The 25,951-nt window shown below is 71.5% G+C and carries 19 protein-coding genes and 1 pseudogene; 8 read left to right on the top strand and 12 right to left on the bottom strand.

Annotated elements, in window-relative coordinates:
* Window positions 1-195 precede the first annotated feature (195 nt).
* The 3 genes from whiA to rapZ are packed head-to-tail and all read right to left on the bottom strand — an operon-like array spanning window position 196 to window position 3,125.
* Window positions 196-1,176, bottom strand: coding sequence for a DNA-binding protein WhiA (gene whiA / locus ACFHWY_RS09045; protein ID WP_416579664.1), 981 nt, complete (start codon window positions 1,174-1,176; stop codon window positions 196-198).
* A gap of 54 nt (window positions 1,177-1,230) precedes the next feature.
* Window positions 1,231-2,199, bottom strand: a complete 969-nt coding sequence (locus ACFHWY_RS09040) for a gluconeogenesis factor YvcK family protein (RefSeq protein ID WP_416579663.1) — start codon at window positions 2,197-2,199, stop codon at window positions 1,231-1,233.
* A complete protein-coding gene (gene rapZ / locus ACFHWY_RS09035) occupies window positions 2,196-3,125 on the bottom strand; it encodes an RNase adapter RapZ (protein WP_416579662.1) in 930 nt (309 codons plus the stop codon). Before rapZ ends, ACFHWY_RS09040 begins: the two co-directional genes overlap by 4 nt.
* Window positions 3,126-3,365: 240 nt before the next feature.
* Here rapZ and ACFHWY_RS09030 point away from each other — a divergent pair, with 240 nt between their 5' ends.
* Entirely contained in the window at window positions 3,366-4,019 is a 654-nt protein-coding gene (locus ACFHWY_RS09030) for a hypothetical protein (RefSeq protein WP_416579661.1), read from the top strand.
* 37 nt (window positions 4,020-4,056) lie between these two features.
* On the opposite strand, the gene ACFHWY_RS09025 is transcribed toward ACFHWY_RS09030, so the two are convergent.
* Window positions 4,057-4,953 carry a hypothetical protein gene (locus tag ACFHWY_RS09025; RefSeq protein ID WP_416579660.1) on the bottom strand — a complete coding sequence of 299 codons (897 nt, stop codon included), beginning with the start codon at window positions 4,951-4,953 and terminating at the stop codon, window positions 4,057-4,059.
* Between the two features lie 232 nt (window positions 4,954-5,185).
* Between ACFHWY_RS09025 and ACFHWY_RS09020 the strand changes: the two genes are divergently transcribed.
* The 3 genes from ACFHWY_RS09020 to recQ all read left to right on the top strand — a co-directional run bounded on the left by ACFHWY_RS09020 (window position 5,186) and on the right by recQ (window position 7,681).
* A complete protein-coding gene (locus tag ACFHWY_RS09020) occupies window positions 5,186-5,440 on the top strand; it encodes a hypothetical protein (RefSeq protein WP_416579659.1) in 255 nt (84 codons plus the stop codon).
* 137 nt (window positions 5,441-5,577) lie between these two features.
* On the top strand, window positions 5,578-5,706 hold the full coding sequence (locus ACFHWY_RS09015; protein WP_416579658.1) for a hypothetical protein: 129 nt from the start codon (window positions 5,578-5,580) through the stop codon (window positions 5,704-5,706).
* Window positions 5,707-5,788: 82 nt separating this feature from the next.
* Window positions 5,789-7,681 (top strand): DNA helicase RecQ, encoded by a 1,893-nt coding sequence (gene recQ / locus ACFHWY_RS09010; protein WP_416579657.1) that lies wholly within the window; start codon window positions 5,789-5,791, stop codon window positions 7,679-7,681.
* A gap of 11 nt (window positions 7,682-7,692) precedes the next feature.
* Here the strand turns inward: recQ and uvrC are convergent, their stop codons facing one another.
* On the bottom strand, window positions 7,693-9,696 hold the full coding sequence (gene uvrC, locus ACFHWY_RS09005; protein ID WP_416579656.1) for an excinuclease ABC subunit UvrC: 2,004 nt from the start codon (window positions 9,694-9,696) through the stop codon (window positions 7,693-7,695).
* 200 nt (window positions 9,697-9,896) lie between these two features.
* On the opposite strand from uvrC, the gene ACFHWY_RS09000 reads away from it, so the two are divergent.
* Window positions 9,897-13,163, top strand: coding sequence for a penicillin acylase family protein (locus tag ACFHWY_RS09000; RefSeq protein ID WP_416579655.1), 3,267 nt, complete (start codon window positions 9,897-9,899; stop codon window positions 13,161-13,163).
* Between the two features lie 59 nt (window positions 13,164-13,222).
* On the opposite strand, the gene ACFHWY_RS08995 is transcribed toward ACFHWY_RS09000, so the two are convergent.
* The 3 genes and pseudogenes from ACFHWY_RS08995 to rsgA all read right to left on the bottom strand — a co-directional run bounded on the left by ACFHWY_RS08995 (window position 13,223) and on the right by rsgA (window position 18,026).
* Window positions 13,223-13,732: a Rieske (2Fe-2S) protein gene (locus tag ACFHWY_RS08995; protein WP_416579654.1), complete on the bottom strand. Its 510-nt coding sequence runs from the start codon at window positions 13,730-13,732 to the stop codon at window positions 13,223-13,225.
* A gap of 163 nt (window positions 13,733-13,895) precedes the next feature.
* Window positions 13,896-16,838, bottom strand: coding sequence for an excinuclease ABC subunit UvrA (gene uvrA / locus ACFHWY_RS08990; RefSeq protein WP_416579653.1), 2,943 nt, complete (start codon window positions 16,836-16,838; stop codon window positions 13,896-13,898).
* A gap of 165 nt (window positions 16,839-17,003) precedes the next feature.
* Window positions 17,004-18,026 (bottom strand): annotated as a pseudogene (rsgA, locus tag ACFHWY_RS08985) (ribosome small subunit-dependent GTPase A).
* 425 nt (window positions 18,027-18,451) lie between these two features.
* Here rsgA and ACFHWY_RS08980 point away from each other — a divergent pair.
* On the top strand, window positions 18,452-19,105 hold the full coding sequence (locus ACFHWY_RS08980) for an MBL fold metallo-hydrolase (RefSeq protein WP_416579652.1): 654 nt from the start codon (window positions 18,452-18,454) through the stop codon (window positions 19,103-19,105).
* Window positions 19,106-19,175: 70 nt separating this feature from the next.
* On the opposite strand, the gene ACFHWY_RS08975 is transcribed toward ACFHWY_RS08980, so the two are convergent.
* Window positions 19,176-19,787, bottom strand: a complete 612-nt coding sequence (locus ACFHWY_RS08975; RefSeq protein WP_416579651.1) for a DedA family protein — start codon at window positions 19,785-19,787, stop codon at window positions 19,176-19,178.
* Between the two features lie 229 nt (window positions 19,788-20,016).
* Between ACFHWY_RS08975 and ACFHWY_RS08970 the strand changes: the two genes are divergently transcribed.
* Window positions 20,017-20,220 (top strand): cold-shock protein, encoded by a 204-nt coding sequence (locus ACFHWY_RS08970; RefSeq protein ID WP_092382534.1) that lies wholly within the window; start codon window positions 20,017-20,019, stop codon window positions 20,218-20,220.
* A 188-nt stretch (window positions 20,221-20,408) separates the two neighbouring features.
* Here ACFHWY_RS08970 and ACFHWY_RS08965 read toward each other — a convergent pair whose 3' ends face one another.
* The 3 genes from ACFHWY_RS08965 to ACFHWY_RS08955 all read right to left on the bottom strand — a co-directional run bounded on the left by ACFHWY_RS08965 (window position 20,409) and on the right by ACFHWY_RS08955 (window position 23,655).
* Window positions 20,409-21,302 carry a hypothetical protein gene (locus tag ACFHWY_RS08965; protein ID WP_416579650.1) on the bottom strand — a complete coding sequence of 298 codons (894 nt, stop codon included), beginning with the start codon at window positions 21,300-21,302 and terminating at the stop codon, window positions 20,409-20,411.
* A gap of 162 nt (window positions 21,303-21,464) precedes the next feature.
* Window positions 21,465-23,135 (bottom strand): CocE/NonD family hydrolase, encoded by a 1,671-nt coding sequence (locus ACFHWY_RS08960; RefSeq protein WP_416579649.1) that lies wholly within the window; start codon window positions 23,133-23,135, stop codon window positions 21,465-21,467.
* 4 nt (window positions 23,136-23,139) lie between these two features.
* Window positions 23,140-23,655: a MarR family winged helix-turn-helix transcriptional regulator gene (locus ACFHWY_RS08955; protein WP_416579754.1), complete on the bottom strand. Its 516-nt coding sequence runs from the start codon at window positions 23,653-23,655 to the stop codon at window positions 23,140-23,142.
* Between the two features lie 174 nt (window positions 23,656-23,829).
* Between ACFHWY_RS08955 and ACFHWY_RS08950 the strand changes: the two genes are divergently transcribed.
* Entirely contained in the window at window positions 23,830-25,908 is a 2,079-nt protein-coding gene (locus ACFHWY_RS08950) for an MMPL family transporter (RefSeq protein ID WP_416579648.1), read from the top strand.
* The last annotated feature ends 43 nt before the right edge of the window (window positions 25,909-25,951 follow it).

Raw genomic sequence — 25,951 nt, 5'->3', positions numbered from 1 at the left:
CGCCCGAGGCGGTGGGTGCGGCGGGGAGCGCCGGTGCCGGCCCCCTTGCCGTACCCAGCGACCCTATCCGAGCGCGCCAAGCCGTGCTGCGCCGGGTGGTTGTCCTCCCGTGCCGCCGGACGCCGACCGCCCCGCAGACACACCGACGGGAGCCCGCTCCCGCCGACCCGTCTGCCGGGACGACCCACCGTCCTATCAGACCACGAGCATGTCGGGCGTGACGGCCGCTTCGGTATCCGGCATGCCCAGGTCCCGTGCCCGCTTGTCGGCCAACGCCAGCAGCCGGCGGATCCGCCCCGCGATGGCATCCTTGGTCAGCGGCGGGTCGGCCAGCGCGCCCAACTCCTCCAGGGACGCCTGCCGGTGTTCCAGCCGCAGCCGGCCGGCGGAGGTCAGGTGCTCTGGCGCGTCGTCGGCGAGGATCTCCAACGCCCGCGTGACCCGGGCCGCGGCGGCGACCGCCGCCCGAGCCGAGCGCCGCAGGTTGGCGTCGTCGAAGTTCGCCAGCCGGTTGGCCGTCGCCCGGACCTCGCGGCGCACCCTGCGCTCCTCCCAGGCCAGCACGCTGGCATGGGCACCGACCCGGGTGAGCAGCGCGGCGATCGCGTCACCGTCCTTGACCACCACCCGGTCGACGCCGCGCACCTCACGGTTCTTGGCGGTGATGCCGAGGCGGCGGGCCGCGCCGACCAGCGCCAGGGCCGACTCCGGACCGGGGCAGGTGATCTCCAGCGCGCTGGAACGCCCCGGCTCGGTCAGCGAGCCGTGCGCCATGAACGCGCCCCGCCAGGCTGACACCGCGCAGCACACGTTGGCGGCGACCACGTGCGGTGGCAGCCCGCGTACCGGCCGACCCCGCACGTCCAGCAGGCCGGTCTGCCGGGCCAGCGCCTCGCCGTCCTTGACCACCCGGACGATGAAGTGGCTGCCCTTGCGCAGCCCGCCGGAGGCGAGGACATGGATTTCGCTCGGATACCCGTAGACCTCGGCGATCTCGCGCCGCAGCCGGCGGGCCACCGCGCCGGTATCCAGTTCCGCCTCCACCACCACCCGCCCGGACACGATGTGCAGCCCTCCGGCGAACCGCAGTAGCGCCGCCATCTCCGCCCGCCGGCAGCAGGGCTTGGGCACGTCGACCCGACTCAGCTCGTCCTTGACCGCAGCCGTCATCGCCATTGTGCGTCCCCTCACGGACCCGTTCCGGCGTGTCGCCGGAGATTACGTACGTGTCTAACGATCGGCGCCCAGTACGGGCACCAGGGCGGCGCCCAGAGCAGCCGGATCATGACGGGGAGTGCCGTCGTCGACCGCGACGGGGGCAAGGACAAGCCGGGCTCCCAGCGATTCTGCCGCACCACTGACGGGTTCGGGGTCACCAACCGCCTTGGCGTCGGCGAGCACGAAGTCGGCGGTCAGCTCCGGCAGATACCAGCGCAGCGCCGCCAGGTGATCGGCGACCGACAGGCCGAGGGTCTCCTTCTCGGCGGCGAGGTTGAGGGTGACCAGCCGCCGGGCCGGACTGACCAGGATCGCCGCGGCCAGCTGCGGCACCAGCAGGTGCGGCAGCACACTCGTGTACCAGCTGCCCGGCCCGAAGATCAACCAGTCGGCGGCACCGATCGCCGCGACCGCCTCCGCGCAGGCGGCCGGTGCCTGCGGGCTGAGCCGCAGCGACTCGACCCGGCCGGTGGTGACCGCGACCTGGTGTTGGCCGCGCACCGCGCACACCTCGTCGGGGCGACCCGGGTCCGCCCCCCGCACCTGGGCCTCGATGTCCACCGGCTGGCGGGACATCGGCAGCACCCGGCCGACCGAGCCGAGCATCGCCCCGGCGTGCTCCAGGGCGGCCACCGGGTCGCCCAGCAGCTCCATCAACCCGCAGAGCACCAGGTTGCCCACCGCGTGCCCGGCCAGCCCGTCGCCCCGTACCGTCGTCACCTCACCGAAGCGGTGCTGGAACAGGCCGGCGCTGCGCCGGGTGGCGGGATGGTCGCCGGCCAGTGCGACCAGCGCCTGCCGCAGGTCACCGGGGGGCAGGCCGCCCCGCTCGGCGCGCAGCCGGCCGCTGGAGCCGCCGTCGTCCCCGACGGTCACCACCGCGGTGATGTCCAGGTCCAGCTCCGGGGCGCAGCGTCGCAGTGCGCGCAGCGAGGCGGACAGGCCGTGTCCGCCGCCGAACGCCACCACCCGGATCGTCATTCCCGCCCCAGGTCGCGGTGCTGGGCGTTGGCGGCGAGCCCGGCGTGGCGCAGCCGGGCAGCCAGTTCCTCGGCGATCGCCACGCTGCGGTGCTTGCCGCCGGTGCAGCCGACCGCCACGGTCAGGTACCGCTTGCCCTCTCGTTCGAAGCCGGCGGTGGTGGCGTTCACCAGGTCCGTGTACGCGTCGACGAAGGCGTTCGCGCCCTCCTGGCCCAGCACGTACGCGCTGACCGCCTCCTCCCGTCCGGTGTGCTCACGCAGTTGGGGCACCCAGTACGGGTTGGGCAGGAAGCGGGCGTCGAGCACGAAGTCGGCGTCCGGCGGCAGACCGTACTTGAAGCCGAAGGAGATCACGGTTACCCGCAGCCGGCGCGCGTCCTCGCCACCGAACAGCTCCTCGACCCGACGGCGCAGCTGGTTGACGTTCAGGTGACTGGTGTCGATGATCACGTCAGCCTGGTCGCGGGCCTCCTCCAGCAGGCCCCGCTCGACCGCGATGCCGTCGGCGAGCCGCCCGTCACCCTGCAACGGGTGTGAGCGCCGCACGCTCTCGAACCGGCGGATCAACACCTCGTCGTCGGCGTCGACGAAGACCACCCGGGGGGCGTAGCCGCGCTCCTTGAGCTCCCGGATCGCCCCGGCGAGGTCGGTGGAGAAAGCCCGGGACCGCACATCCAACACCATCGCGGTACGCCGGGCCGCTCCGCCGGCCTTCACCGCCAGCTCAGCCATTTCCAGCAGCAGCGCCTGCGGAAGGTTGTCGACGACGTAGAAGCCGACGTTCTCCAGGGCGCGGGCGACCGTGCTGCGCCCACCACCGGACAGGCCGGTGACCACGACCAGGGTCGTGTCCACCTCCCCCGCGGTCCCGGTCTGTTCACCGGGTACGCCGACGCGGTGACCACTCGTGTGCGCCTCGCCCACCGGTAAAACCCCCAAGCCGTCGCGCCTCGGTCGATACCGACCGGGCATGGTCAGCAGCGACTCTAGCTCGCCGTCCCCGGGTGGGCGGGATGCACCACCGCGCGGCCGGTGCGCGGAGCGCGCGGCCGGAATGGGTCGATTGGGGCCCCTGCCATGCGCCAGGCGTCAACAGGGGCCTTCCTTCGTCTGGGTGTCGGCTGGGTGACCGCGCGCGGCCCTGCCCACGGTTATCCTCCGGCCATGGGCAGGCACGGGGCGCGGCTGCGCTGGGTGGTGGCTCTCGTGGCGGCGACGGTGGCCGTGCTGGCCACCGTGGAGCGGTTCCGTGAACGCGAGCACGAGTGGCGTAGCGGCGGCGACGCGGTCACGGTGACCGTCGAGGCCCTGCTGCCCGGGCCGGACCAGGTGTCCGACCTCGCCGCCGCGCACGGTTCCCGTAACGCGGGGCAGACTGTGGTCGGCGATCCGGACGACCAGTCGGTGCTGCTGCGGCTGCACTGGTCCGGGCCGGGCCAGCCGGGCTCCTACCAGGTGATCCTGCTGGACGACCGCGACCTTCCCGCCCGGGTGGTGCGCCCGTTCCTCGGCTGGAACGCCAGCGGCGGCACCGGATCCAGTTGGTCCGGCTCGTACGAGGTGCTGGCCGAGCGCTACGACTGGCTCGCCGGCGTCGCCCCGCGCCCCTGGTCGAGTGACTCGTTGAGGACCCCGGACACCCTCGGCGCGGTGGGCACCCGTGCGGTCGCCGACGGCAGCCTGGTCGCGGTGTTCCGGATGGGCGTCGGAGCCGCGCCGTTGACTGACCCGTCGCGCCTGGTGGTGGCGTTCTGTTACGTCGAGACGGACGGGGAGGTCCGCTGGGCGAAGAAGGTCCCGGTCCCCGCGGCCCGCTGACCACCGAGGCTCCACCGCATCCGGGCCGCCCGCCTACTCAGCGGCGGAGTAGCGCCTTGACCCGGTCACGGCCCAGCACACCGAGGTAGTCCTCCGGCGCGTCGAGGCACGACTCGACCTCGGCCGCCTCGATGATCTCGGTCAGCCGGGCGGCCAGCTCGTCGGGGTCCGGCTGCACCTGCTCGCAGAGTTGGATGTGGGCCGCCCGCAGCGCCTCACCGATTTCGGCCGGCTCCTCCTCGTAGGTCTCCCAGGCGTCGTTGAGATGTCCGGCCAACCCGTCCCACGCGCGGGCCGCCCGCTCGACCACCAGCAGCGCCGCAGGGTCGGCGGGGCGTTGGCTCAACACCCGCACTTCTTCGACGATGGCCCGGCCGGCTTTCTCCACGTCGTGCAGGTCCCAACGGTCGCCGCTGGTCGCCTCGTGGGCCAGGTCGTCGATAGTTCGGCCGATGTCGGCCAGTTCGGCCTCGGTGGGCGACGCCAGCAGCCCGGCGTACCCCAGCAGCCGGTTCTCCAGCACGCGATCCGCAACAGCCCACTCGGCGACCAGCCACGCCAGCCTTCGGGCCGGGATGCCGCCCGCGACGTCGGCCAGCTCGGCGACCCGGGGGTCGACCTCCTCGGCCGACGGTGGCGTGGCCAACGAGGACCACGCGAATTCCTCCGTCAGGGCCGCATCGGCGAGCGCCACCGCGTGGCCGCACAACTCCTCCGGCGTCGGGCAGTCGCACTCGGCCGTGAAGCCGTCCGCCGTGATCCCCACCCACACGTCGTACGGTGGCTGTCCGGTCTGGCGGAAAGTGCACGATGCGCCGCCGCCCACCGCCACGATCACCTGGGGTTGCCCCGCTGACCTGAGTTTCTCCGCCGCCGCGCAGGCCACGGCCCCGGCCGCCGCCCGCAGGGCGTCAATATCGATGCGTACCGCCACCCGCCCATCTAACCGGGCGGGGATCACGCCGCCAGCAGCAGGCCCCGTCGGCTCGCAGCGCGACGCCGTTGCCAGTCGACCCGCCGGGGCGACACCAGCTGAGCTGCCACCGTGCGAGCGTTCGTCCCGGGCGGATCAGTCGCGCAGTCCGGCCACGAACGCCGACCAGGCAACCCGCTGATCTAGGCCAGGCTCATGGTAATCACCTCATCACGCAACGAGAGGAGGAGCTATGACTGACAGTCGATCGTCGGGGCGAGGTTCGCGGGTCGGGTGGGCCAGCACCTTCCAGGAGGACCTGTCCGGCGTGCTGGCCGGGGCGGGCGTGTCCGAACGTCAGCGGGCCGCCATCGCCCACGCGCTGACCGGGACGAGCGCTCTCGCCTCGTACGTCGATGCCCTGGTCGACCGATACACGACGGAGCGCGAGCGCGGTCGGGGCTTGCCACCGGGGATCGTCTGCCGCGCCGCTGGACGCTGCACCTGACCTATCTGGCCCCTGACCCGCAGGAGGCCCGGGAGCAGGCGTTCGTCTACACCGAAGGGCTGACGATCCTGCGTCCCGAACTGCCCGCCGGTGCCGCGCTGCTGTCCCGGGCCGATGCCTGGAACCATGTCGAGCCGGTGTTCTGCGGCCGGATCGGCCCGGACAACGAGATCTGCCTGGACGTCACCGGCCATCCCGGTTTCCACAGCGCGGCCGGACTCGGCGGGCTCTGCTGGGGCGAGGGCGACGACACTGCGGCCCGGTGACCGGACTCGGCCCGCAGTTGGCCACGTTCGACACCCCCGCGTGGGTCGGTAAGGCCGTCGGGGCGGCTCGTAGAATCCCAGGATGCCCTCCCCCGCCGACGTGAGCACCGTCGACCCGACTACCGCCACCGACTCGCACATCGACGAACCGACTCCGGCTGGGCAAGGCTCGGCCACGCTGGAGACACTGCGGCGGGTCTTCGGGTACGACGCCTTCCGGGGTTTCCAGGCGGAGGTCATCGACCACGTGGTGGCCGGCGGCGACGCGCTGGTGCTGATGCCGACCGGCGGCGGCAAGTCGCTGTGTTACCAGATCCCGGCGCTGGTCCGCGACGGCGTCGCCGTGGTGGTGTCGCCGCTGATCGCGCTGATGCAGGACCAGGTCGACGCGCTGACCGCGGTCGGCGTCCGGGCCGGCTTCCTCAACTCGACGCTGGATCTGGACACCCGCCGGCTGGTCGAGGCGGAGTTCGTGGCCGGCGAGATCGACCTGCTCTATCTCGCGCCGGAGGCCCTGGCCAGCCGGGGGACGCTCAGTTTGCTGGATCGGGGCCGGATCAGCCTGTTCGCCATCGACGAGGCGCACTGCGTGTCGCAGTGGGGGCACGACTTCCGGCCCGACTACCTGAACCTGTCGATGCTGCACGAACGCTGGCCGGGAGTGCCGAGGATCGCGCTGACCGCCACCGCGACCAGCGCCACCCGCGCCGAGATCGCCAGCCGGCTCAAGCTCACCGAGGCGCGGCACTTCGTGGCCAGCTTCGACCGGCCGAACATCCAGTACCGGATCGTGCCGAAACGGGAGCCCCGCAAGCAACTGCTCGCCCTGCTGCGCGACGAGCACCCGGGTGAGGCCGGCATCGTCTACTGCCTGTCCCGGGCCTCGGTGGACAAGACGGCCGAGTTCCTGCTCGCCAACGGCGTCGACGCGCTGCCGTACCACGCCGGCCTGAACGCGGCGACCCGCGCCGCCAACCAGCAGCGTTTCCTGCGCGCCGACGGGGTGGTGATGGTGGCGACGATCGCCTTCGGCATGGGCATCGACAAGCCGGACGTCCGGTTCGTCGCCCACCTCGACCTACCGAAGTCGGTCGAGGGCTACTACCAGGAGACAGGCCGGGCCGGCCGCGACGGGCTGCCGTCCACCGCCTGGCTGGCGTACGGGCTACAGGACGTGGTGCAGCAACGCAAGATGATCGACACCTCGGAGGGCGACCTGGCCCACCGGCGTAACCTCGCCGCCCACCTCGACGCGATGCTGGCGCTCTGCGAGACGGTCCGCTGCCGACGGGTGCAGCTGCTCGACTACTTCGGCCAGACCCTGGACGGCGCTTGCGGAAACTGCGACACCTGCCTGGCGCCACCCGAGTCGTGGGACGGCACGGTGGCCGCGCAGAAGCTGCTCTCCACCGTTTTCCGGCTGGACCGGGAGCGCAACCAGCGGTTCGGGGCCGGACACTGCGTCGACATCCTGCTGGGCCGCAGCACCGACAAGATCGTGCAGCACCGGCACGACTCGCTGACCGTCTTCGGCATCGGCACCGAGTTGAGCGACACGGAGTGGCGCGGCGTGGTGCGTCAACTGCTCGCCGAAGGACTGCTGGCCGTCGAGGGTGACTACGGCACGCTGGCGCTGACCGACGGCAGCAACGAGGTGCTCGGTCGGCGGCGCACCGTGATGATGCGCCGTGAGCAGGCACGCCCGGCGAAGGTGGCCAAGCCCAGGGGTGCGGCCACGGTGGTCGCCGAGCTGCCGGCGGAGGCGGTCGGCACGTTCGACCGGTTGCGCGCCTGGCGGGCGGCGACCGCGAAGGAACAGGGCGTCCCCGCGTACGTGATCTTCCACGACGCGACGCTGCGGCAGGTCGCCGCCGACGCGCCGTCGTCGCTGGCGGAGCTGTCGCGGATCAGCGGCGTCGGGGAGAACAAACTCGCCAAGTACGGCGAGCAGATCCTCGGGGTGCTCGCCGGCTGAGAGCCGGGCGGTCAGTCGACGGACGGTTGCCTGTCGTCGCCGTCAAGGGCGGCCAGGATTGCCTCGGCCGTCCGGCGGCCCACCCCGGGGACCTCGGTGATCTCCTCGACGGTGGCGGCCGAGAGGCGCTTGAGCGAGCCGAAGTGGCGCAGTAGCGCCTTGCGGCGGATCTCCCCGAGACCGGGGACGTTGTCCAACGCCGACGTGGTCATCCGCTTCGAGCGGCGCTGCCGGTGGAAGGTGATGGCAAACCGGTGTGCCTCGTCGCGCACCCGTTGCAGCAGGTACAGCCCCTCCGAGGTGCGCGGCAGAATGGCCGGGAACTCGTCGCCGGGCAGCCAGACCTCCTCCAGCCGCTTCGCCAGCCCGCACAGCGCCACGTCGTCGATGCCCAACTCGGCCAACGCCTGAGCGGCGGCGGCCACCTGCGGCGCGCCGCCGTCGACAACCACCAGCTGCGGCGGGTACGCGAACCGGCGTGGCCGGCCGGTGGTCGGGTCGACCAGCACGCCGATCCTCGGCTCGTCACTGCCGTCGTCGGCCGCCACCGCAGGGCCGTGGGCGTCGGCCGGCTCGGCGAGGCCGGCGGCGGATTCGACACCGGCCTCACCGGTCTCGGCGCGGGCGTCGAGGTAGCGGGCGAAACGGCGACGCAGCACCTCGGACATCGCCGAGAGGTCGTCGGTGGCGCCCCTGATGATGAACCGGCGGTACTCGCTCTTACGGGGCAGCCCGTCCTCGAAGACGACCATGCTCGCCACCACGTCGGTGCCCTGGATCTGCGAGATGTCGAAGCACTCGATGCGCAGCGGCGCCGTCCGCAGGCCGAGCGCCTCCGTGATTTCGTCCAGTGCCTTGCCCCGGGTGGTCAGGTCGCCGGCCCGCTTGAGCTTGTGCCGCGCCAGGGCGTCCCTGGCGTTGCGTTCGACCGTCTCCATCAGGGCGCGCTTGTCGCCGCGCTGAGGCACCCGCAGGCTCACTCGGCTGCCGCGGTAGGTGGCGAGCCAGTCAGCCAGAGCGTCGGAGTCGGCCGGCAACTCGGGCACCAGCAGCTCGCGCGGCACGTCGGCCTCGCCCTGCTCGCCACCGTAGACCTGGGTGCAGAAGTGGTGCACCAGATCACCCGCGGTGAGATCCTCGGTCTTCTCCACCACCCAGCCACGCTGGCCGCGCACCCGGCCGCCCCGCACGTGGAAGACCTGGACGGCGGCTTCGAGCGGGTCGTCGGCGAAGGCGACCACGTCGGCGTCGGTGCCGTCGCCGAGCACCACCGTCTGCTTCTCCATCGCCCGACGCAGCGCGGCGACGTCGTCGCGCAGCCGCGCCGCCCGCTCGAACTCCAGCGCCGCGCTGGCCTCGGCCATCTCGCGCTCCAGCTTGCGCACCATGCTGTCGGTCCGCCCGGCCATGAAGTCGCAGAAATCGTCGACGATCTCGCGGTGCCGCTGCGCCGTGACGCTGCCGACGCAGGGCGCCGAGCACTTGCCGATGTAGCCGAGCAGGCACGGGCGACCGACCTGCCCAGCCCGCTTGAACACCCCGGCCGAGCAGGTTCGCGCCGGGAAGACCCGCAGCAGCAGGTCGAGCGTCTCGCGGATCGCCCAGGCGTGCGAGTACGGCCCGAAGTAGCGGACCCCCTTGCGCTTGGCGCCCCGCATCACCTGTAGCCGGGGAAACTCCTCGTCGAGGGTCACCGCCAGGTACGGGTACGACTTGTCGTCGCGGTAGCGGACGTTGAACCTCGGGTCGTACTGCTTGATCCAGGTGTATTCGAGCTGAAGCGCCTCGACCTCGGTGCCGACGGTGACCCAGTCCACCGCCTCCGCCGTGGTGACCATCTGCTGGGTGCGCTGGTGCAAACCCCAAAGGTCGGCGAAGTAGGAGTTGAGCCGGCTGCGCAGGTTCTTCGCCTTGCCGACGTAGATGACCCGTCCGGTGCCGTCGCGGAAACGGTAGACCCCCGGCGCCTCGGGGATCGTGCCCGGCGCGGGACGGTAGGTCGACGGATCAGCCACACCGGCGAGCCTAGCCGCCGCCTCCGACACCCCCGGCTGACCCCGAGTCGGTGCACCCTCTTCCGGGTGCGGGCACGGCCTCCGCGCCCCGGCAAATCAATCGACGGCTTCCAATATTGAGCGGTGCGGCCTACCATCCAGTAACCGAATGTTCTTCATGTGATGTTCCCGTCCGATGGCCTCGTCCACAGAGGATCGCCATGTCCGGTCACACCGCCAGCCACCGGCTGTTCGCCGGTGCGACGACCGCCGTCGCCGTCGCCGCCCTCCTGGTCGCCGTCCCCACCACCGCCACCGCGCCCGCCTCGGCCGGCACGCCGGCCACCGCCCTCGCGGCGAACGTCGCCAACGCCTTCGCCGGCAACGACTACTGCCTCGGCGAGTGCTCGGAGATCCTGCCGCCCGGCCAGAACGGCAACGCCACCCTGGTCGAAATCCTGGGCAACCAGGCATTCGGCACCTTCCCCCGGCACTCCGCCGACCAACTCGACAGATACGCCGACCTCGTCTACGGCTACGCCGGGCTACGCGAGGATCAGATCGGCACCTTCTTCGACGACGCCTCCTTCGGGGTCGCCCCCAGCCAGGTCGAACGCGACTACTCACCGCGCTCCGACGTGCGCATCGTGCGGGACCGGGCCACCGGCGTCCCACACATCACCGGCACCACCCGCGCCGGCACCATGTACGGCGCCGGTTACGCCGGCGCCGAGGATCGGCTCTTCACCATGGATCTGCTGCGCCACGTCGGACGCGGCACCCTGACCCCCTTCGCCGGCGGCGCTCCCGGCAACCGCGCCCTTGAGCAGAGCGTCTGGCGTACCTCCCCGTACACCGAGGCGGACCTGCAGGCCCAGGTGTCCGCGCTGCGGCAGCGGGACGGGACGCGGGGCGAGCAGCTCTACACCGACGTGCAGGAGTACATCTCCGGCGTCAACGCCTACATCCGGACCTGCATGGCGAACCGCAACTGTCCCGGGGAGTACGTGCTGACCGGGCACCTCGACGCGATCACCAACGCCGGTGGGCCGAAGCCGTTCGCGATGACCGACCTGGTCGCCATCGCCGGCGTGGTCGGCGGCCTGTTCGGCGGGGGTGGTGGCACCGAGATGCAGTCCGCGCTGGTCCGCATCGCCGCCCGAGCCAAGTACGGCCCGGTCGAGGGTGACCGGGTGTGGCACGGCTTCCGGGGCCAGAACGACCCGGAGACCGTGCTGACCCTGCACGACGGGCAGAGCTTCCCGTCCGGCGAGGCCTCCCCCGACGCACCCAGCGTGGTGTTGCCGGACGCCAACTCCGCCCGGGTCGAGCCGATCTTCACCAATCCGACCGGCTCTGCCACCGCCACCGCGGCCACCGGCTCGAACAGCGGTTCCCAGCTGGCCGCCGCGCTGTCCGGGCTGAGCATCGGCCCGGCCCACCGGGGCATGTCCAACGCGGCCGTGATCTCCGCCGAGCACTCCGCCAGCGGGCACCCGATCGCCGTCTTCGGGCCGCAGACCGGCTACTTCTCCCCCCAGTTGCTGATGGTCCAGGAGCTACAGGGCCCGGGCATCAGCGCCCGGGGAGCCGCCTTCGCCGGGCTCAACCTCTACGTCCTGCTCGGTCGGGGTCAGGAATACGCCTGGAGCGCCACCTCATCCGTCCACGACATCACCGACACGTACGCGGTGCCGCTCTGCGTACCCGGCGGCGACACACCGACGCTGGCCAGCAACCACTACCTGTTCCGCGGCAAGTGCCTGGCAATGGAGGAGCTGTCGCACGTCAACCGGTGGAACCCGACCGTCGCCGACAGCACCGCGGCCGGGTCCTACAAGCTCGTCGCCTGGCGAACCGGACTGGGCCTGGTGGCCTGGCGCGGCACGGTCGACGGGGTGCCGCACGCCTTCACCCAGCTGCGCTCCACATACGGGCGGGAGGCCGACTCCGCCATCGGCTTCCAGATGTTCAACGACCCGACCCAGATGGGCTCGGCCGCCGCGTTCCTCGGCTCGGCGCAGAACGTCGACTACGCCTTCAACTGGTTCTACGTCAACTCCACCGAGTCGGCGTACTTCAATTCCGGCCTCAACCCGCTGCGGGCCACCGGCACCAACCCGAACCTGCCGATGAAAGCCGAACGGGCCTACGAGTGGCAGGACTACGACCCGGAGACCCGGACCGCCAGGTACGCGCCGGCCGCCGCACACCCGCAGTCGATCAACCAGGACTACTACATCAGCTGGAACAACAAGCAGGCCAAGGACTTCGGAGCCGCCGACGGCAACTTCAGCTTCGGTGCCGTACACCGGGGGGACCTGCTGGACAAGCCGGTGAAGGCGGCCCTGGCGGCCGGCCGCAAGTTCGACCGGGCCTCGCTGACCGAACTGGTGCAGCGGGCCGGCCTGACCGACCTGCGCGGCGCCGAGGTGCTCGACGAGCTGATCCAGGTGTTGGAGAGCCAGCCAGTCACCGACAGCGCCCTGGCCGCCGAGATCAGTCGGTTGAGAACCTGGCGGCAGGCGGGTGCGCTGCGGGTGGAGACGACCAAGGGCAGCAGGGTGTACCAGCACGCCGAGGCGATCCGGACCTTCGACGCCTGGTGGCCACTGCTGGTACGGGGCATGTTCCGCGCCCCCCTCGGTGCGGAGCTCTACCAGTCCCTGGTCAACACGTTGCAGGTCAACGAGTCGCCCTCCGGGCACCAGCAGGGCGACGTGTCTACCCTGCCGTCGTCGGCGAGCGGCGCTCAGACCCACAAGGGTTCGGCGTTCCAGTACGGCTGGTGGGGCTACGTCGACAAGGACCTCCGCGCCGTCCTGGGTGACCCGGTCGCCGGCGGTCCCGGACGTACCTTCTGCGGCAACGGGAACCTCGGCGCCTGCCGGCAGATCCTGCTCGACGGTCTCGCGACGGCGGCGGCGACGCCGGCCGCACAGACCTACCCGGGCGACTCCGGCTGCCCGGCCGGGAACCAGTGGTGCGCCGACGCGATCATCCAGTCACCGTTGGGCGGCATCAGGCACGCCACCATCGCCTGGCAGAACCGTCCCACCTACCAGCAGGTGGTCTCGTTCCCCGCCCGGCGCGGTGCCGACCTGACCAACCTGGCGGCCGGCCGGACGGCGACCGCCTCCAGTAGCCAGTGGGGCAACGGCGCGGCCCGTGCCGTCGACGGCGCCCTGAACACCCGGTGGGCCAGCTCCTGGTCGGACAACCAGTGGCTCAGGGTGGATCTGGGTTCGGTACGGCCGGTGGGCCGGGTGGTGCTGGCCTGGGAGGCGGCGTACGCCCGGTCCTACCGGGTCGAGGTCTCCTCCGACGGAAACACCTGGCGACAGGTCTGGTCGACGACGGCCGGCGACGGCGGGACCGACGTGCTCGCCTTCGCCCCGCAGCAGGCCCGGTACGTGCGGATGTACGGGCTGACCCGGGGCACGTCGTACGGCTTCTCGTTGTGGGAGATGTCGGCGTACGCCCAGTGAACTCGGCGCGGTCGCGGCCGGGACGGTTCCGTCCCGGCCGCGACCGCGCCGAGGACGACTCAGGCCAGCGAGATCCGGTCGCCGTCGACCTTGACGTCCTTGGCCGGCAGGCCCGTGGTGGCCGGGCCCGCCTTGACCGACCCGTCCTCGATGGAGAATTTGCTGCCGTGGCAGGTGCAGTTGATGGTGCCGCCGTCGACGTTCGACACCGGGCAGCCCTGGTGGGTGCAGACCGGGTCGAAGCCCTTGAACTCGCCGGGACTGGGCTGGGTGATCACCACGCCCTGGGCGGCGAAGACCGCGCCGCCGCCGACCGGGATGTCGGCGGTTCTGGCCAGCGACTGGGCGCCCTCGCGATCCCCACCACCGGCGTCACCGGTGTTGGTGACCTGCGGACCACCGCTGGTCGGCGCCGCGCCGTCGCCGGAGTCCGAACCGCCGCAGCCGGCCAGGACCACCGCCGCGCCGACCGCTCCCGCACCGGTCAGCACGGCCCGGCGGGTCCGCGTCTCCGGGCCGGCCAGCACCTGGTCGTCGCTCGTGACAGCCCTCCGGCTGCGCTCGCTCATGTCTCGCCTCTTTCGTCGGCTACCACCGTGCATGGTCTGTGGCTACCTTCCCTACACGCGCCACTCTGCCTCGCGGTTCACCCGATCGGCCACGTCGCCCCGGTGACCGGGGCGCCTCCCGACAGTCGACCGCACCGCCGGGTGGTGGGTGGTGGGTGGTGGATCAGCACGTCCCGGCGGTGACCTTCCGCCCGCCGCGCGCCTTGGTGCCGTTGGCCTTGGTCGCGCGGGCGGTGGCCGCCGCCGCGCCCTTCGCCGACCCGTCCAGCTTGAGCACGGTACGCAGGAACTGCCCGGTGTGGCTCTCGGTGACCTCGGCGACCTCTTCGGGGCTGCCGGCGGCGAGCACCGTCCCGCCCCGGTGGCCGCCTTCGGGACCCATGTCGATCAGCCAGTCGGCACTCTTGATCACGTCGAGGTTGTGCTCGATCGTGATCACCGTGTTGCCCTTGTCGACCAGCCCGTCCAACACCAGCAGCAGTTTGCGGATGTCCTCGAAGTGCAGGCCGGTGGTCGGCTCGTCGAGCACGTAGACCGTCCGTCCGGTGGACCGCTTCTGCAGCTCGGAGGCGAGCTTGACCCGCTGCGCCTCGCCGCCGGAGAGGGTCGGCGCCGGCTGGCCCAGCCGGACGTAGCCCAGGCCCACGTCGACCAGCGTCCCGAGGTGTCGGTGGATGGCCGGGATCGCGGAGAAGAACTCGGCGGCCTCCTCGATCGGCATATGCAGCACGTCCGAGACGGTCTTGCCCTTGTAGTGCACCTCCAACGTCTCCCGGTTGTACCGGGCGCCCTTGCAGACCTCGCAGGGGACGTACACGTCGGGCAGGAAGTTCATCTCGATCTTTATGGTGCCGTCGCCGGAACACGCCTCGCAGCGACCGCCCTTGACGTTGAACGAGAACCGGCCCGGGCCGTACCCCCTGACCTTTGCCTCGGTGGTCTCGGCGAACAGCTTGCGGACGTGGTCCCAGACACCGGTGTAGGTGGCCGGGTTGGAGCGCGGCGTACGCCCGATCGGCGACTGGTCGACGCCGACGACCTTGTCGACGTGCTCCAGCCCGGAGACCCGGGTGTGCCGGCCGGGCACCAGCCGGGCACCGTTGACCTGGTTGGCCAGTACGGCGTAGAGGATGTCGTTGACCAGGGTCGACTTGCCGGAGCCGCTGACCCCGGTGACGGCGATGAGCTGGCCCAGCGGGAATCCCACGGTCAGGTTGCGCAGGTTGTGCTCGCGGGCGCCGTGTACCACCAGCTCCCGCTCCGGGGTGTGTGGCCGGCGCTGCTTCGGCGTCGGAATCTCCCGGCGGCCCGACAGGTACGCCCCGGTCATCGACTCCGGGTTCGCCAGCAGCCCGGGCACCGAGCCGCTGTGCACGATCTGGCCGCCGTGCTCGCCCGCCCCCGGGCCGATGTCGACGATCCAGTCGGCCGTACGGATGGTGTCCTCGTCGTGCTCCACCACGATCAGCGTGTTACCGAGCCCGCGCAGCCGGATCAGGGTCTCGATCAGCCGGTGGTTGTCGCGCTGGTGCAGACCGATCGACGGCTCGTCCAGCACGTAGAGCACGCCGACCAGCCCGGAGCCGATCTGGGTGGCCAACCGGATGCGCTGTGCCTCGCCGCCGGAGAGGGTGCCGGCCGGCCGGTCCAGGGAGAGATAGTCCAGCCCGACGTCGAGCAGGAACCGCAGCCGGGCGTTGATCTCCTTGAGCACCCGTTCGGCGATCAGCTTCTGCCGGTCGGTCAGCTCGATGCCGGCCAGCAGGTCGGCGCACTCACCGACCGAAAGGTTGCAGACCTCCGCGATGCTGCGCCCCGCGAGCGTGACCGCGAGCACCTCGGGCTTGAGCCGGGCGCCACCGCAGGCCGCGCACGGCACGTCACGCATGTAGCCCTCGTACTTGTCCCGGGACCACTCCGACTCGGTGTCCGAGTGCCGGCGCTCGATCCACTGCATGACACCCTCGAAGCCGGTGTAGTACGAGCGCTCCCGGCCGTACTTGTTGCGGTAGCGCACGTGCACCTGGTCGTCGGAGCCGTGCAGAACGGTTTTCTGTGCCCGCGACGGCAACGCCCGCCAGGGTGTGTCGATGTCGAAATGCTCGGCCTCACCGAGCGCCTCCAGCAGGCGGAGGAAGTATTCCAGGTTGTGCCCGGTGGCCCAGGGCTGAATCGCCCCCTCGCGCAGGGTGCGCTCCGGGTCCGGCACGACCAGTTCCGGGTCGACCTCCTTCTTGGTGCCGAGGCCGGTGCACTCCGGGCAGGCGCCGTAGGGGGCGTTGAACGAGAAGACCCGGGGCTCCAGATCCTCGATCGCGAGGGGGTGGTCGTTGGGGCAGGCCAGGTGCTCGGAGTAGCGGCGCTCCCGGTCGGGGCCGTCCTCGGGCAGGTCGACGAAGTCGAGCAGGACCAGCCCACCGGAGAGCCCCAACGCAGCCTCGACCGAGTCGGTCAGCCGCTGTTTGGCGCTGGGCTTGACGCTGAGCCGGTCGATCACCACCTCGATGGTGTGCTTCTCCTGCTTCTTGAGCTTCGGCGGCTCGGTGAGCTGGTGCACCACGCCGTCCACCCGGGCCCGGGCGTACCCCTTGGCCTGGAGTTCGGCGAACAGGTCGACGTACTCGCCCTTACGACCCCGCACCACCGGGGCGAGCACCATGAAGCGGGTCCCCTCGGCCATGGCGAGCACCCGGTCGACGATCTGCTGCGGGCTCTGCTTGGAGATCCGCTCGCCGCAGACCGGGCAGTGCGGCTCACCGACCCGGGCGAACAGCAGCCGGAGGTAGTCGTAGACCTCGGTGATCGTGCCGACGGTCGAGCGCGGGTTGCGCGAGGTCGACTTCTGGTCGATGGAGACCGCGGGGCTCAGGCCCTCGATGAAATCGACATCCGGTTTGTCCATCTGGCCGAGGAACTGCCGGGCGTACGACGAGAGCGACTCGACGTAACGGCGCTGCCCCTCAGCGAAGATCGTGTCGAAGGCCAGGCTGGACTTGCCCGACCCGGACAGCCCGGTGAACACGATCAGGGCGTCCCGGGGCAGGTCGAGACTGACGTCACGCAGGTTGTGCTCGCGTGCGCCACGAATGATCAAACGGTCGGCCACGGTCCGTGTACTCCCGGGTGAGGATGACGAGGTGATCTGTCCGCGTCTGGGATGAATCCAGCGGTTGTGCCGGCGCGGAGAGTGCGCCCCGGCAACTGTAGACCCGCCCCCCGACAACGTCCCCCACCCCAAGCCCGTGACGAGACGGGGACGGAAGACGGCGGGTCAACGGGAGCGGGGGCGGCGGATTGATCCGGCGGCGCGGCGGCGGGTCTCGTGGGCGATCTCCCGTTGCAGCCGCCGCCAGCTCTGAAGACGGCGGGCGGTCAGCTCGCCGGCGTCGAGCGCCGCCCGCACGGCGCAGCCCGGCTCCGCCTCGTGTCGGCAGTCGCCGTAGCGACAGCCGGTGGCGATCTCGGCGACGTCGGCGAAGGCCCGGTCCAGCCCGGTCGAGCCGTCCAGCAGCCCGACGGCCCGGACCCCTGGGGTGTCCAGCACGGCACCGCCACCGGGCAGCGGCACCAGCGACCGCCAGGTGGTGGTGTGCCGCCCCCTGCCGTCGACCCGCCGGATCGCCTGGGTGGGCATAATCACCGCTGCGGCGAGCGCGTTGACCAGGCTCGACTTGCCGGCACCGGACGGTCCGAGCAGGCCGAGCGTCCGGCCCGGCCCCACCTGCGCACGCAGCGGGCCCAGCCCGGTGCGGTGCTCGGCGCTGACCGGCAGCACCGGTACGCCGGACGCGAGGGCGGCGAGCTGGCGCGCGATCGCCGCCGGATCGGCCGCCAGGTCGGTCTTGGTCAGCACCACCAGCGGCCGGGCGCCCGACTCGTGGACCAGGGCGAGCAGCCGCTCGATGCGGCCGGCGTCCGGTGCGGGGTGAACCGGCTCCACCACCGCGGCGACGTCCAGGTTGGCGGCCAGTTACTGCCCACCGGCGTCCTTGCCGGCGGTACGCCGAATCAGGGCGGTCCGCCGGGGCAGCACCGCCTCCACCGTCACCCGCGCGTCGGGCCAGGTGCGTAGCAGCACCCAGTCGCCCGCGCACGGCAGCCGGGTGTGATCGCCCGCGGCGCAGGCCAGGACGGCCCCACCGAGGGAGGCGCGCAACGGCCCGTCCTCGGTGAGCACGGTGCAGACGCCACGGTCGACCCGGGACACGCGGCCCGGACGGTGGTCGGTACGGATACGTCGCAGGTGGGCCGCCCGGTCGGTGTCCCAACCGAGGGCGCTCAGCGTGATGGCCATCATTCCTCGCTCAGTGTCGGTGCGGGTGATTGACGGGTGCGGTGACCGGCATGACCCCACCTCCTCCACTCCGGCGCCGCGAACGAGTCCCTGTCCACCTCGCCGCGCTCCGACGACCACAGGGTCGCCAGCGGGTGACGCGTCGCAGGTAGAAGGGGTTCGAGGACACCGACGGTAGGCCGGGCGGTGCCGCACGGGAAGTGAATTCCACAGCGACGCGGCGGGGCACGGGCGGCTAGGGTCGGTGCGTGGCCATGGATCCCCTCCTGCTGACCGGTGAGGTGGACGACGCCCCAGCACGACCACTACGGACGGCGGCCGGATTCGAGCCGACGGCCTCGGCAACCTGCTCATCTCGGCGGGCACCGGCGAGCGGATCCCGATGTACGCCAGCGCCCCGCCCACCCGAATGGACCTAGGGAGCCATGACCTACAGCGGAGACGTCACCTCCGGCGGCCCGCCGGCAGTACGCGAACTCGGCCGGCTGACCATCACCAAGGTGTCGGTCGGACCGATGGACAACAACGCCTACCTGCTGCGCTGCAACGACACCGGTGACCAGGTGCTGATCGACGCCGCGAACGACGCGCCCCGGCTACTGGAACTGGTCGCCGACTCAGGGCTGCGTGCGGTGGTCACCACACACCAGCACATGGACCACTGGGTGGGGCTGGAGGAGGTGGTGGCCAGGACCGGCGCCCGGGTGCTGGTGCACGCCGACGACGCGGACGGGTTGCCGATCGAGGCGGAGACCCTGACCGACGGTGACACCGTGCCGGTCGGCGACTGCGCCCTGGAGGTCATCCACATTAAGGGGCACACTCCGGGTTCGGTGGCGCTGCTCTACCGCGACCCGGTCGGCAGCCCCCACCTTTTCACCGGGGACAGCCTGTTCCCGAACGGCGTCGGCAACACCGACCAGGATCCGGAACGCTTCGCCACCCTCATCGACGACGTCGAGCACAAGCTGTTCGGCCGACTGCCGGACGAGACCTGGTTCTACCCGGGGCACGGCCGGGACTCGACGCTCGGCGCGGAGCGCCCCCACCTGGCCGAGTGGCGGTCTCGCGGCTGGTGACCGAGGTGGGCGGGCGGTCCTAGCGCGATGATCCTCGTCACACTGCGACCCCGGCGTCGAGGCGACCGGATCAGCCCGCGACCGTTCGTCGCAGCCGGCGTCGGGTGCCGAGCAACACCAGGGCGGCCAGCAGCAGGCCCCCGGCCATGGTCACCAGCAGTGGGCTCGCGCCGGCCGGGAGCAGCCCGGCCAGCGACCGCGACGCGGTGCCCACCGCCAGGTAGAGCCCGGCCCACGCGCCGGCGCCGAGGGTCGCGAAGCCGATGAACCGCCGGTACGACATGTGCAACCCGCCGGCCGCCAGCGGCAGCAACGCGTTGAACACCGGCAGGAAGGGCGCCACGACGACCAGGCGGCCACCGTCCCGGCGCAGGACGCGTTCCGCCGCTGCCCATCGGTCCTCGCCGACCCAGCCACCGAAGCTGCTGCGCCGCAGCCGGTCGCCCCACCGCCGGCCCACCAGGAAGCTCAGCGACCAGCCGGCGAGACATCCGCCGACCACGGCGACGAAGGTAGCCAGTCCGGTCGCGGGACTGCCGACCGCCACCGCGGCGAGCACCGCGATGTCGCCCGGGACGAGGACCCCGAACAGCGGCACCGCGTCGAAGAGCATGACCACCCCGAGCACTCCCATCAGCAGGGCAAGGGGAAGCTCTCCGACCTGAGCCAACTGGTCCGCCATGCCTCGTACGCTAGGACCTGGTGGCCAGCCCGGGCATCAGGTATTCCTCCCGAACTCCGCCGGAACCCCTCTCGGGGTGATCCCTGATGCCTCGGAACTTCAACCCGCCTCGCCTCGTGGCGCGCTTCGGCCGGCAAATTTGCCCTTCACCGGTTACTGTCGGGAAGGTATTGGGCGATCGTCGGCGCGGAGCCGGCGGTCGCTCGCATGAAACAGGGAGAGAGTACGCATGGCAACCGGCACCGTGAAGTGGTTCAACTCCGAAAAGGGCTTCGGTTTCATCGAGCAGGACGGCGGGGGGCCCGACGTCTTCGTCCACTACTCGGCGATCTCGTCGAGTGGCTACCGGGAACTGACCGAGGGCCAGAAGGTGGAGTTCGACGTGACCCAGGGACAGAAGGGACCGCAGGCGGACAACGTCCGTCCGCTCTGATTCTTGCCGGGCGGCGGCCGGTCACCGGCCGCCGCCCCGGTCTCCTGGCACCCGTTGTCCGGCGGGCGAGCACGCCGGTGACGGGCCCGGTCGTCGGCGTGGCACCGGCGGGCCGCACCCGGCGTGGTGTCAGGCCCGATGGCAGTGGCCACTCGGCCACCGCCACCGATCTTCGTCGGCCGGATCGTTCAGGCTGCCAGCCGCCGACCCAACTCCGTCACCACCTGGTCGGCCACGGTGGGCGGGATCGCCGCGGCGATTTCCTGCGGGGTCAGACCGGCGAGCACTCCGGTGATGATTGCCTGCTCGTCGGTGAAGTCCCGGTTTCCGAGCGTCGCCAACGCTGTCTGCAGCGCGGTGAGCTGAGCGCCGATCGTGCGCAGCGTCGGGTGCGAAACCTTGAACGTGGGATCGATGTGGTCCTCGCCCATGGCCATCCGGGTGTAGGTCTGCCCGACCGGGTTGCGCCCGTCCAGGACGGTGAGGTTGCGGTGGACGGTCTTCAGCCAGTTGTGCTCCTCGGGTGTCATGTCGTTCTCCTCCTCTGGCTTGATGAGACCGATGGCGCTCAGATAGCGACGGAACAACGGTCTCTGGTCGCGGTTCGCCTTGATCGAGTCGCGGAAGAAGCTGAAGTGGGTGTGCCACAGGTGGGACCGGTCTCCGGTGCTGCGCCGGCCGAGCCGATCCCAGCGCTTGACCACCTTGCCGTTCGGCGAGTAGATGATCTCGCGGATGTCCCGGGTGTCCGGCGCGTTGGCGGCGCACTGCGTCACGCACCAGGCCGAGAACGTGAAGAGGTTGTGGTTTCGGCCGCCGGAGCTGGCGCGGAACGTGCCCACGTCCAGGGCTGCGGCGTCGAGGGTCAGGCCGTTGCGGTCCCGGGACGACTCGACCACGGAGTAGTCGTTGTTGACGACCCGGTCAGATCCACAGTGGTAGCCACCTCGGTGGTTGGCATCACCGACGATGCCGACCTGGTTGGGTTCGAGATCCTCCTCGCGCCCCCGGTTCGGGTCGCGGTTGAGATGTTCGAGTAGCAGACTGCGGACGGCTAGCAGGTTGGTCGGTGCCCGCGTCATGGTTCCCCCTTTGCTCATCGGTCGGGGGCCGGGCACGATGATGACACCGCGTACGCGGTGGTGAGGCCTCACAGGCAGGCCCGGCCATCGGTTGCACGGCGCCGGGCGTACCCCCACCATAGCCCTCGAAAGCGGTAAATGCCCAGCTCAGCGGCGGCCTGTTCAGCCCGGAAGAGTCTGAGAGCCAGGCTGGACGATCGGCAGGACCACTGCGGACGGATGATCGGGATCGTGCAGAATCTCCCGATACCCACCACGGAGAGTGACGGCTGCGCCGAGTGGTTCACCGGTGCCCGGGTTGCGCGCGTACCGCGGGTGCGCACCGCCGCAGACCTGCAGCCGCAGCCGGTGACCGGGGGCGAAGCGGTGGGCCGCCGGCCACAGCTCGACCGGCACCACCACGGCACCCACGGCGTCCGCGGGAAAACGCTCGGCATCGAGGCGAACCAACCCGTCGCAGACGTTCCAGGATCGACCCCGCCGGTCCACGTCGCACAGTCGCACGAAGACGTCCAGGTTGGTCAGCTCGCTACGCAGGTGGATCTCTGCCCGGACCGGCCCGATCACCTCGACGGCGTCGGCGAGCGGCTCGCTCGTCCAGGTCAGCACGTCGTCCCGGGACTCGACCGGGCGGTTGTCGACCGGCCCGGCGCGCTGGGCCACCAGCAGCGGGCCACCCAGCGACGGGGTCGGATCGGCCGGGTCGTACCAGAACCCGTCCGGTGACGACGGCTCTGCCGGGCAGGTCCGCAGGACCGCCCCCGGATGCAGGTGCCATCGGGTGGCAACGGCGGCCGGCGGCCAGTCGGGTAGATCGCGCCAGCCCCCGCCGGCACCGCCCACGTACACCCGCACCGGGGCGTGGCCTGCTGACCGGTCGGCGCCGCCCGCGGACAGGTGCGCGTCGAGCCAGCCCAGCCCCTCGCGCAGTGCGGCCACGAACAGTCCCGGGCTGCCATGGGTCCACGGCCCGACGACCAGCCGCGGCTGCCCACCGGTGGCACGCAGCGCCGCGTAGTCGCGCAGTTGGGCCGGCAGGAAGATGTCGTGCCAGCCGCTGACCATCGCCACCGGGGTCCGGACCAGGTGGAGCCGGTCGTCGAAGACCCGGCTCCGCCAGTAGTCGGCCTGCGGCGTGTGATGGCGCAGCCACTCCTGGAAGAACGACACCGTCGCCCCGGTGGCGATCCGGTCGGCCTCGATCAGCGGCAGATGCGACAGCGCGGCGATCAGCCGCGGCTGCCCCCGCTTGAGCTCCCACTGCCGGGCCAGCCACGGCACGGTCTGCGCCTGCAGCAGCTCCACCCAGGTCAGCACCGTGTCCAGGGCGAACGACTCTCCCGCGTACGTGGAGTCGCGGGTGGTCGAGGCGGTCGCCACGGCGACCATCGCACGCAGCTCGTGGCCCGCGTCGGCGGCCAGGGCCCACTGCACGAACCCCTGGTAGCTGGCGCCGAACATGCCGAACGCCCCGCTCCACCAGTGCTGCCGGCGTAGCCAGTCGAGGGTGTCCAGCCCGTCGTCGCGCTCGTGCACGAACGGGTCGAACGAGCCTCCCGAGTCGCCGGTGCCCCGACAGGACTGGATGACCACGTGAAAGCCCTGCTCGGCCGCGAGTCGACAGAGCAGCCGCATCGGTCCGGAGCGGCCGTACGGGGTGCGGATCAGCACGGTGGGTACGCCGGCCAGATCGGGCGCGTAGTGGTCGGTGCGCAGGATCACCCCGTCGCGCACCCGGACCGCGATGTCCCGGGTGACGGCGATCCGCCGGGTGCGTGCCGGTGGCAGCCGCAGTGCGGCGGTGGCCAGTCCGCAGGCCAGCCGTTCCAACACCGGTTCAGTCCAGCCGAGGCGGGGACGGCTCGGCGCGAGCGGAGCGCACCTCGTCCCGATGTTCCCGGAGCGAGACTCCCATCGCCGTCATGAACCGGTACACCACCTCGAGTTCCTCGTCGCCGAAGTCGGTCATCACCCGGTCGGTGCGTTCGCCCAGCGGCCGGAAGAATCCCATCGCCAGTTCGGCCCCTCGGTCGGCGTAGCGCAGCAGGATCTTCCGCCGGTCGGCGGTGTCCCGGTCACGGCGCAGGTGTCCGGCGCGCTCCAGCCGGTCGACGAGCGCGGTGACCGAGCCGGAGGCGAGGTCGAGGTGCTCACCGAGGCGCCCGGGGGTGATCGGGGCGCCGTGCAGTTCGGCGTCCATCACGGCGATCAGCGCCTGCAGGTCGGTGGCGTTGAGGCCATGCTGCCCGGCGAAGGCGTGGCCGACGTGCTGCGCGTCCGTACAGTAGCGCCGAAGTTCGGCGGTGATCTCCGCGACCAGTAGTTCCCGGCGCGTGTCGCGCCGCCGGTACATACCGTGAGCTGCCACGTCCCGTCGCTTCCTCCTCCAGGCCCCGGTTCGCAGCATAGCGGAATCGGCCTGTGTCCTCGACAGTCGAGATTCTTCGCCGGCGAGAGCTGTTGCAACATCTTTCTCGGTACGCGAGACTCTCGATTGTCTAGATATTGGGAGTCGATGGGAGCTGGAATGTCCGTGTTCAGTCGCGTGGCAGGTGGTCGCCGGAGCGCCTGGTTCGCCGTCGTCGCGGCGATCGTCGCCGCCCTGGTCGTCTTCTGGCTGCCCACTCCCGGGAACCCGGCGCCGGTCTCGGCCACCGGCCTGTCCGATCGCTGGCAATCCACCCAGGTCGAACGCCTCCAGGACGAACTACCTCGAAACGACGTCGAGCCGGCCATCGTCGTGATCAGCCGCGGCGACGGCGGGCCACTCACCGAAACCGACCGCACCGCCATCACCACCGGCAGCGCCGCGCTCGGCGGGTTCGCCACCGGCGGTCAGCTCGCGCCACCACAACTCTCCCCCGACAGCACGGTGGCTCTGCTGGCCGTGCCGCTGAGCAGCGACGGCGGCCAGCAAGCCGTGGCCGACACCGTGGCCCAGCTCCGCGAGGCACTCACCGGACTACCCGCGGATCTCACCGTCGAGGTGACCGGCCCACCCGCCTTCACCGCCGACCTCACCAAGGTCTTCGAGGGCGCCGACACCACCCTGCTGGCCGTCACCGCCGCCGTCGTCGCCCTGCTGCTGCTCTTCACCTACCGCAGCCCACTGCTGTGGATGGTGCCGCTGGCCATCGTGGCCGCCACCGAACAGATCACCCTGCGCGCCCTCGACACGATCATCCCAGCGGTCGGCATCAACTTCGCCGGCGGCGCCGTGACCGGCATCGCCAGCGTCCTCGTCTTCGGCGCCGCCACCAACTACGCCCTGCTGCTCATCGCCCGCTACCGCGAGGAACTACGTCGCGAGGCGGACCGATTCGCCGCCATGCGGGCCGCGCTGCGCCGCACCGCCGAGCCGATCCTCGCCAGCGGCGGCACCGTCATGCTCGGCGTGCTCACCCTGCTGCTCAGCGAGCGGGAACTCAACAAGGCACTCGCCGTGGCCTGCGCCACCGGCATCCTGCTCGCCATGGCCTCGGCCCTGCTCGTCCTGCCCGCCGCGTTGGTGCTGCTCGGGCGCGGCCTGTTCTGGCCGTTCGTGCCACACCTCGGCAGCGTCGGCCGGGAAGGCCGCGTCTGGGGCCGGCTCGGCACCATCGTCGGCGGCCGCCCGTTGCCCGTCGCGGCGCTGGCCACCCTGCTGCTGGCCGCTCTGGCCCTCGGTGGCCTGGGCATCCGGACCGGACTGTCGGAGACCGAGCAGTTCCGGGTGCAGCCGGAGGCGGTGGCGGGCGCACAGACCCTCGCCCGCGCCTTCCCCGCCGGCACCACCCAGCCGGTGGCAGTGATGACCTCCCCGGATGCCGTGCCGGCGGTCACCGCCGCCGCCGCCGCGGTGGACGGTGTCGCCTCCGCCCGACCCGGCACCGCCGGCACCGGCGTCGCCCAGGTCGACGTGGTCCTCGACGCCGAGCCGGGCACCGCCGCCTCCGACCGGACGCTGGAGGCCCTCCGGGAGGCCGTTGCCGCCGTGCCCGGCTCCGCGCCAACTGCCCCGGCGGGCATCGACGACCTGTCCGGCGCCGTCGTCGGCGGCACCGTCGCCGGAACCTACGACTCGGCAGCAGCCGACGCGGCGGACCTGCGCCTCATCCTGCCGCTCATCCTGCTGCTGGTCGGCGCCGTCCTGGTCCTGCTGCTGCGCGGGCTGGTCGCTCCGGTGCTGCTCGTGGCGACCGTCGTCGCGTCGTACCTCGCCAGCCTCGGTGGCGCCTGGCTGCTCTTCGACCACGTGCTCGGCTTCCCCGCACTGGACACCACCGTGCCGTTGCTCGCCTTCGTGTTCCTCGTGGCGCTCGGCGTCGACTACAACATCTTCCTGGTCACCCGGGCCCGCGAGGACGCCCGCAACGCCGGTACCCGGGACGGCATGCGCTCCGCGCTACGAGTCACCGGCGGAGTCATCACCAGCGCCGGCATCCTGCTCGCCGCCGTCTTCGCCGTCCTCGGCGTACTGCCGCTGATCACCCTGACCCAGATCGGGATCATCGTCTGCCTCGGCGTCCTGCTGGACACCCTGCTGGTCCGTACCGTCGTCGTCCCGGCCCTGGCGTTCCTGTTCGGCGAGAGATTCTGGTGGCCCGGCCGGATCAGCCGGTCCTAGAACCGAGGCACTTCCGACCGGGCGGACAGCTGGCGCGTCGCCC

It is taken from the genome of Micromonospora sp. LOL_024 (assembly GCF_048060415.1).
In the GTDB taxonomy this organism is placed as follows: Bacteria; Actinomycetota; Actinomycetes; order Mycobacteriales; family Micromonosporaceae; genus Micromonospora.
This window is presented reverse-complemented; position numbering and strand designations above follow the sequence as displayed.

Excerpts from the sequence above, each read along its gene's own strand:
- whiA (WP_416579664.1), bottom strand. The coding sequence starts at position 1,176 with ATGGCGATGACGGCTGCGGTCAAGGACGAGCTGAGTCGGGTCGACGTG.
- ACFHWY_RS09040 (WP_416579663.1), bottom strand. The coding sequence starts at position 2,199 with ATGACGATCCGGGTGGTGGCGTTCGGCGGCGGACACGGCCTGTCCGCC.
- ACFHWY_RS09030 (WP_416579661.1), top strand. The coding sequence starts at position 3,366 with ATGGGCAGGCACGGGGCGCGGCTGCGCTGGGTGGTGGCTCTCGTGGCG.
- ACFHWY_RS09020 (WP_416579659.1), top strand. The coding sequence starts at position 5,186 with ATGACTGACAGTCGATCGTCGGGGCGAGGTTCGCGGGTCGGGTGGGCC.
- recQ (WP_416579657.1), top strand. The coding sequence starts at position 5,789 with ATGCCCTCCCCCGCCGACGTGAGCACCGTCGACCCGACTACCGCCACC.
- ACFHWY_RS09000 (WP_416579655.1), top strand. The coding sequence starts at position 9,897 with ATGTCCGGTCACACCGCCAGCCACCGGCTGTTCGCCGGTGCGACGACC.
- ACFHWY_RS08995 (WP_416579654.1), bottom strand. The coding sequence starts at position 13,732 with ATGAGCGAGCGCAGCCGGAGGGCTGTCACGAGCGACGACCAGGTGCTG.
- ACFHWY_RS08980 (WP_416579652.1), top strand. The coding sequence starts at position 18,452 with ATGACCTACAGCGGAGACGTCACCTCCGGCGGCCCGCCGGCAGTACGC.
- ACFHWY_RS08975 (WP_416579651.1), bottom strand. The coding sequence starts at position 19,787 with ATGGCGGACCAGTTGGCTCAGGTCGGAGAGCTTCCCCTTGCCCTGCTG.
- ACFHWY_RS08970 (WP_092382534.1), top strand. The coding sequence starts at position 20,017 with ATGGCAACCGGCACCGTGAAGTGGTTCAACTCCGAAAAGGGCTTCGGT.
- ACFHWY_RS08965 (WP_416579650.1), bottom strand. The coding sequence starts at position 21,302 with ATGACGCGGGCACCGACCAACCTGCTAGCCGTCCGCAGTCTGCTACTC.
- ACFHWY_RS08955 (WP_416579754.1), bottom strand. The coding sequence starts at position 23,655 with ATGTACCGGCGGCGCGACACGCGCCGGGAACTACTGGTCGCGGAGATC.
- ACFHWY_RS08950 (WP_416579648.1), top strand. The coding sequence starts at position 23,830 with ATGTCCGTGTTCAGTCGCGTGGCAGGTGGTCGCCGGAGCGCCTGGTTC.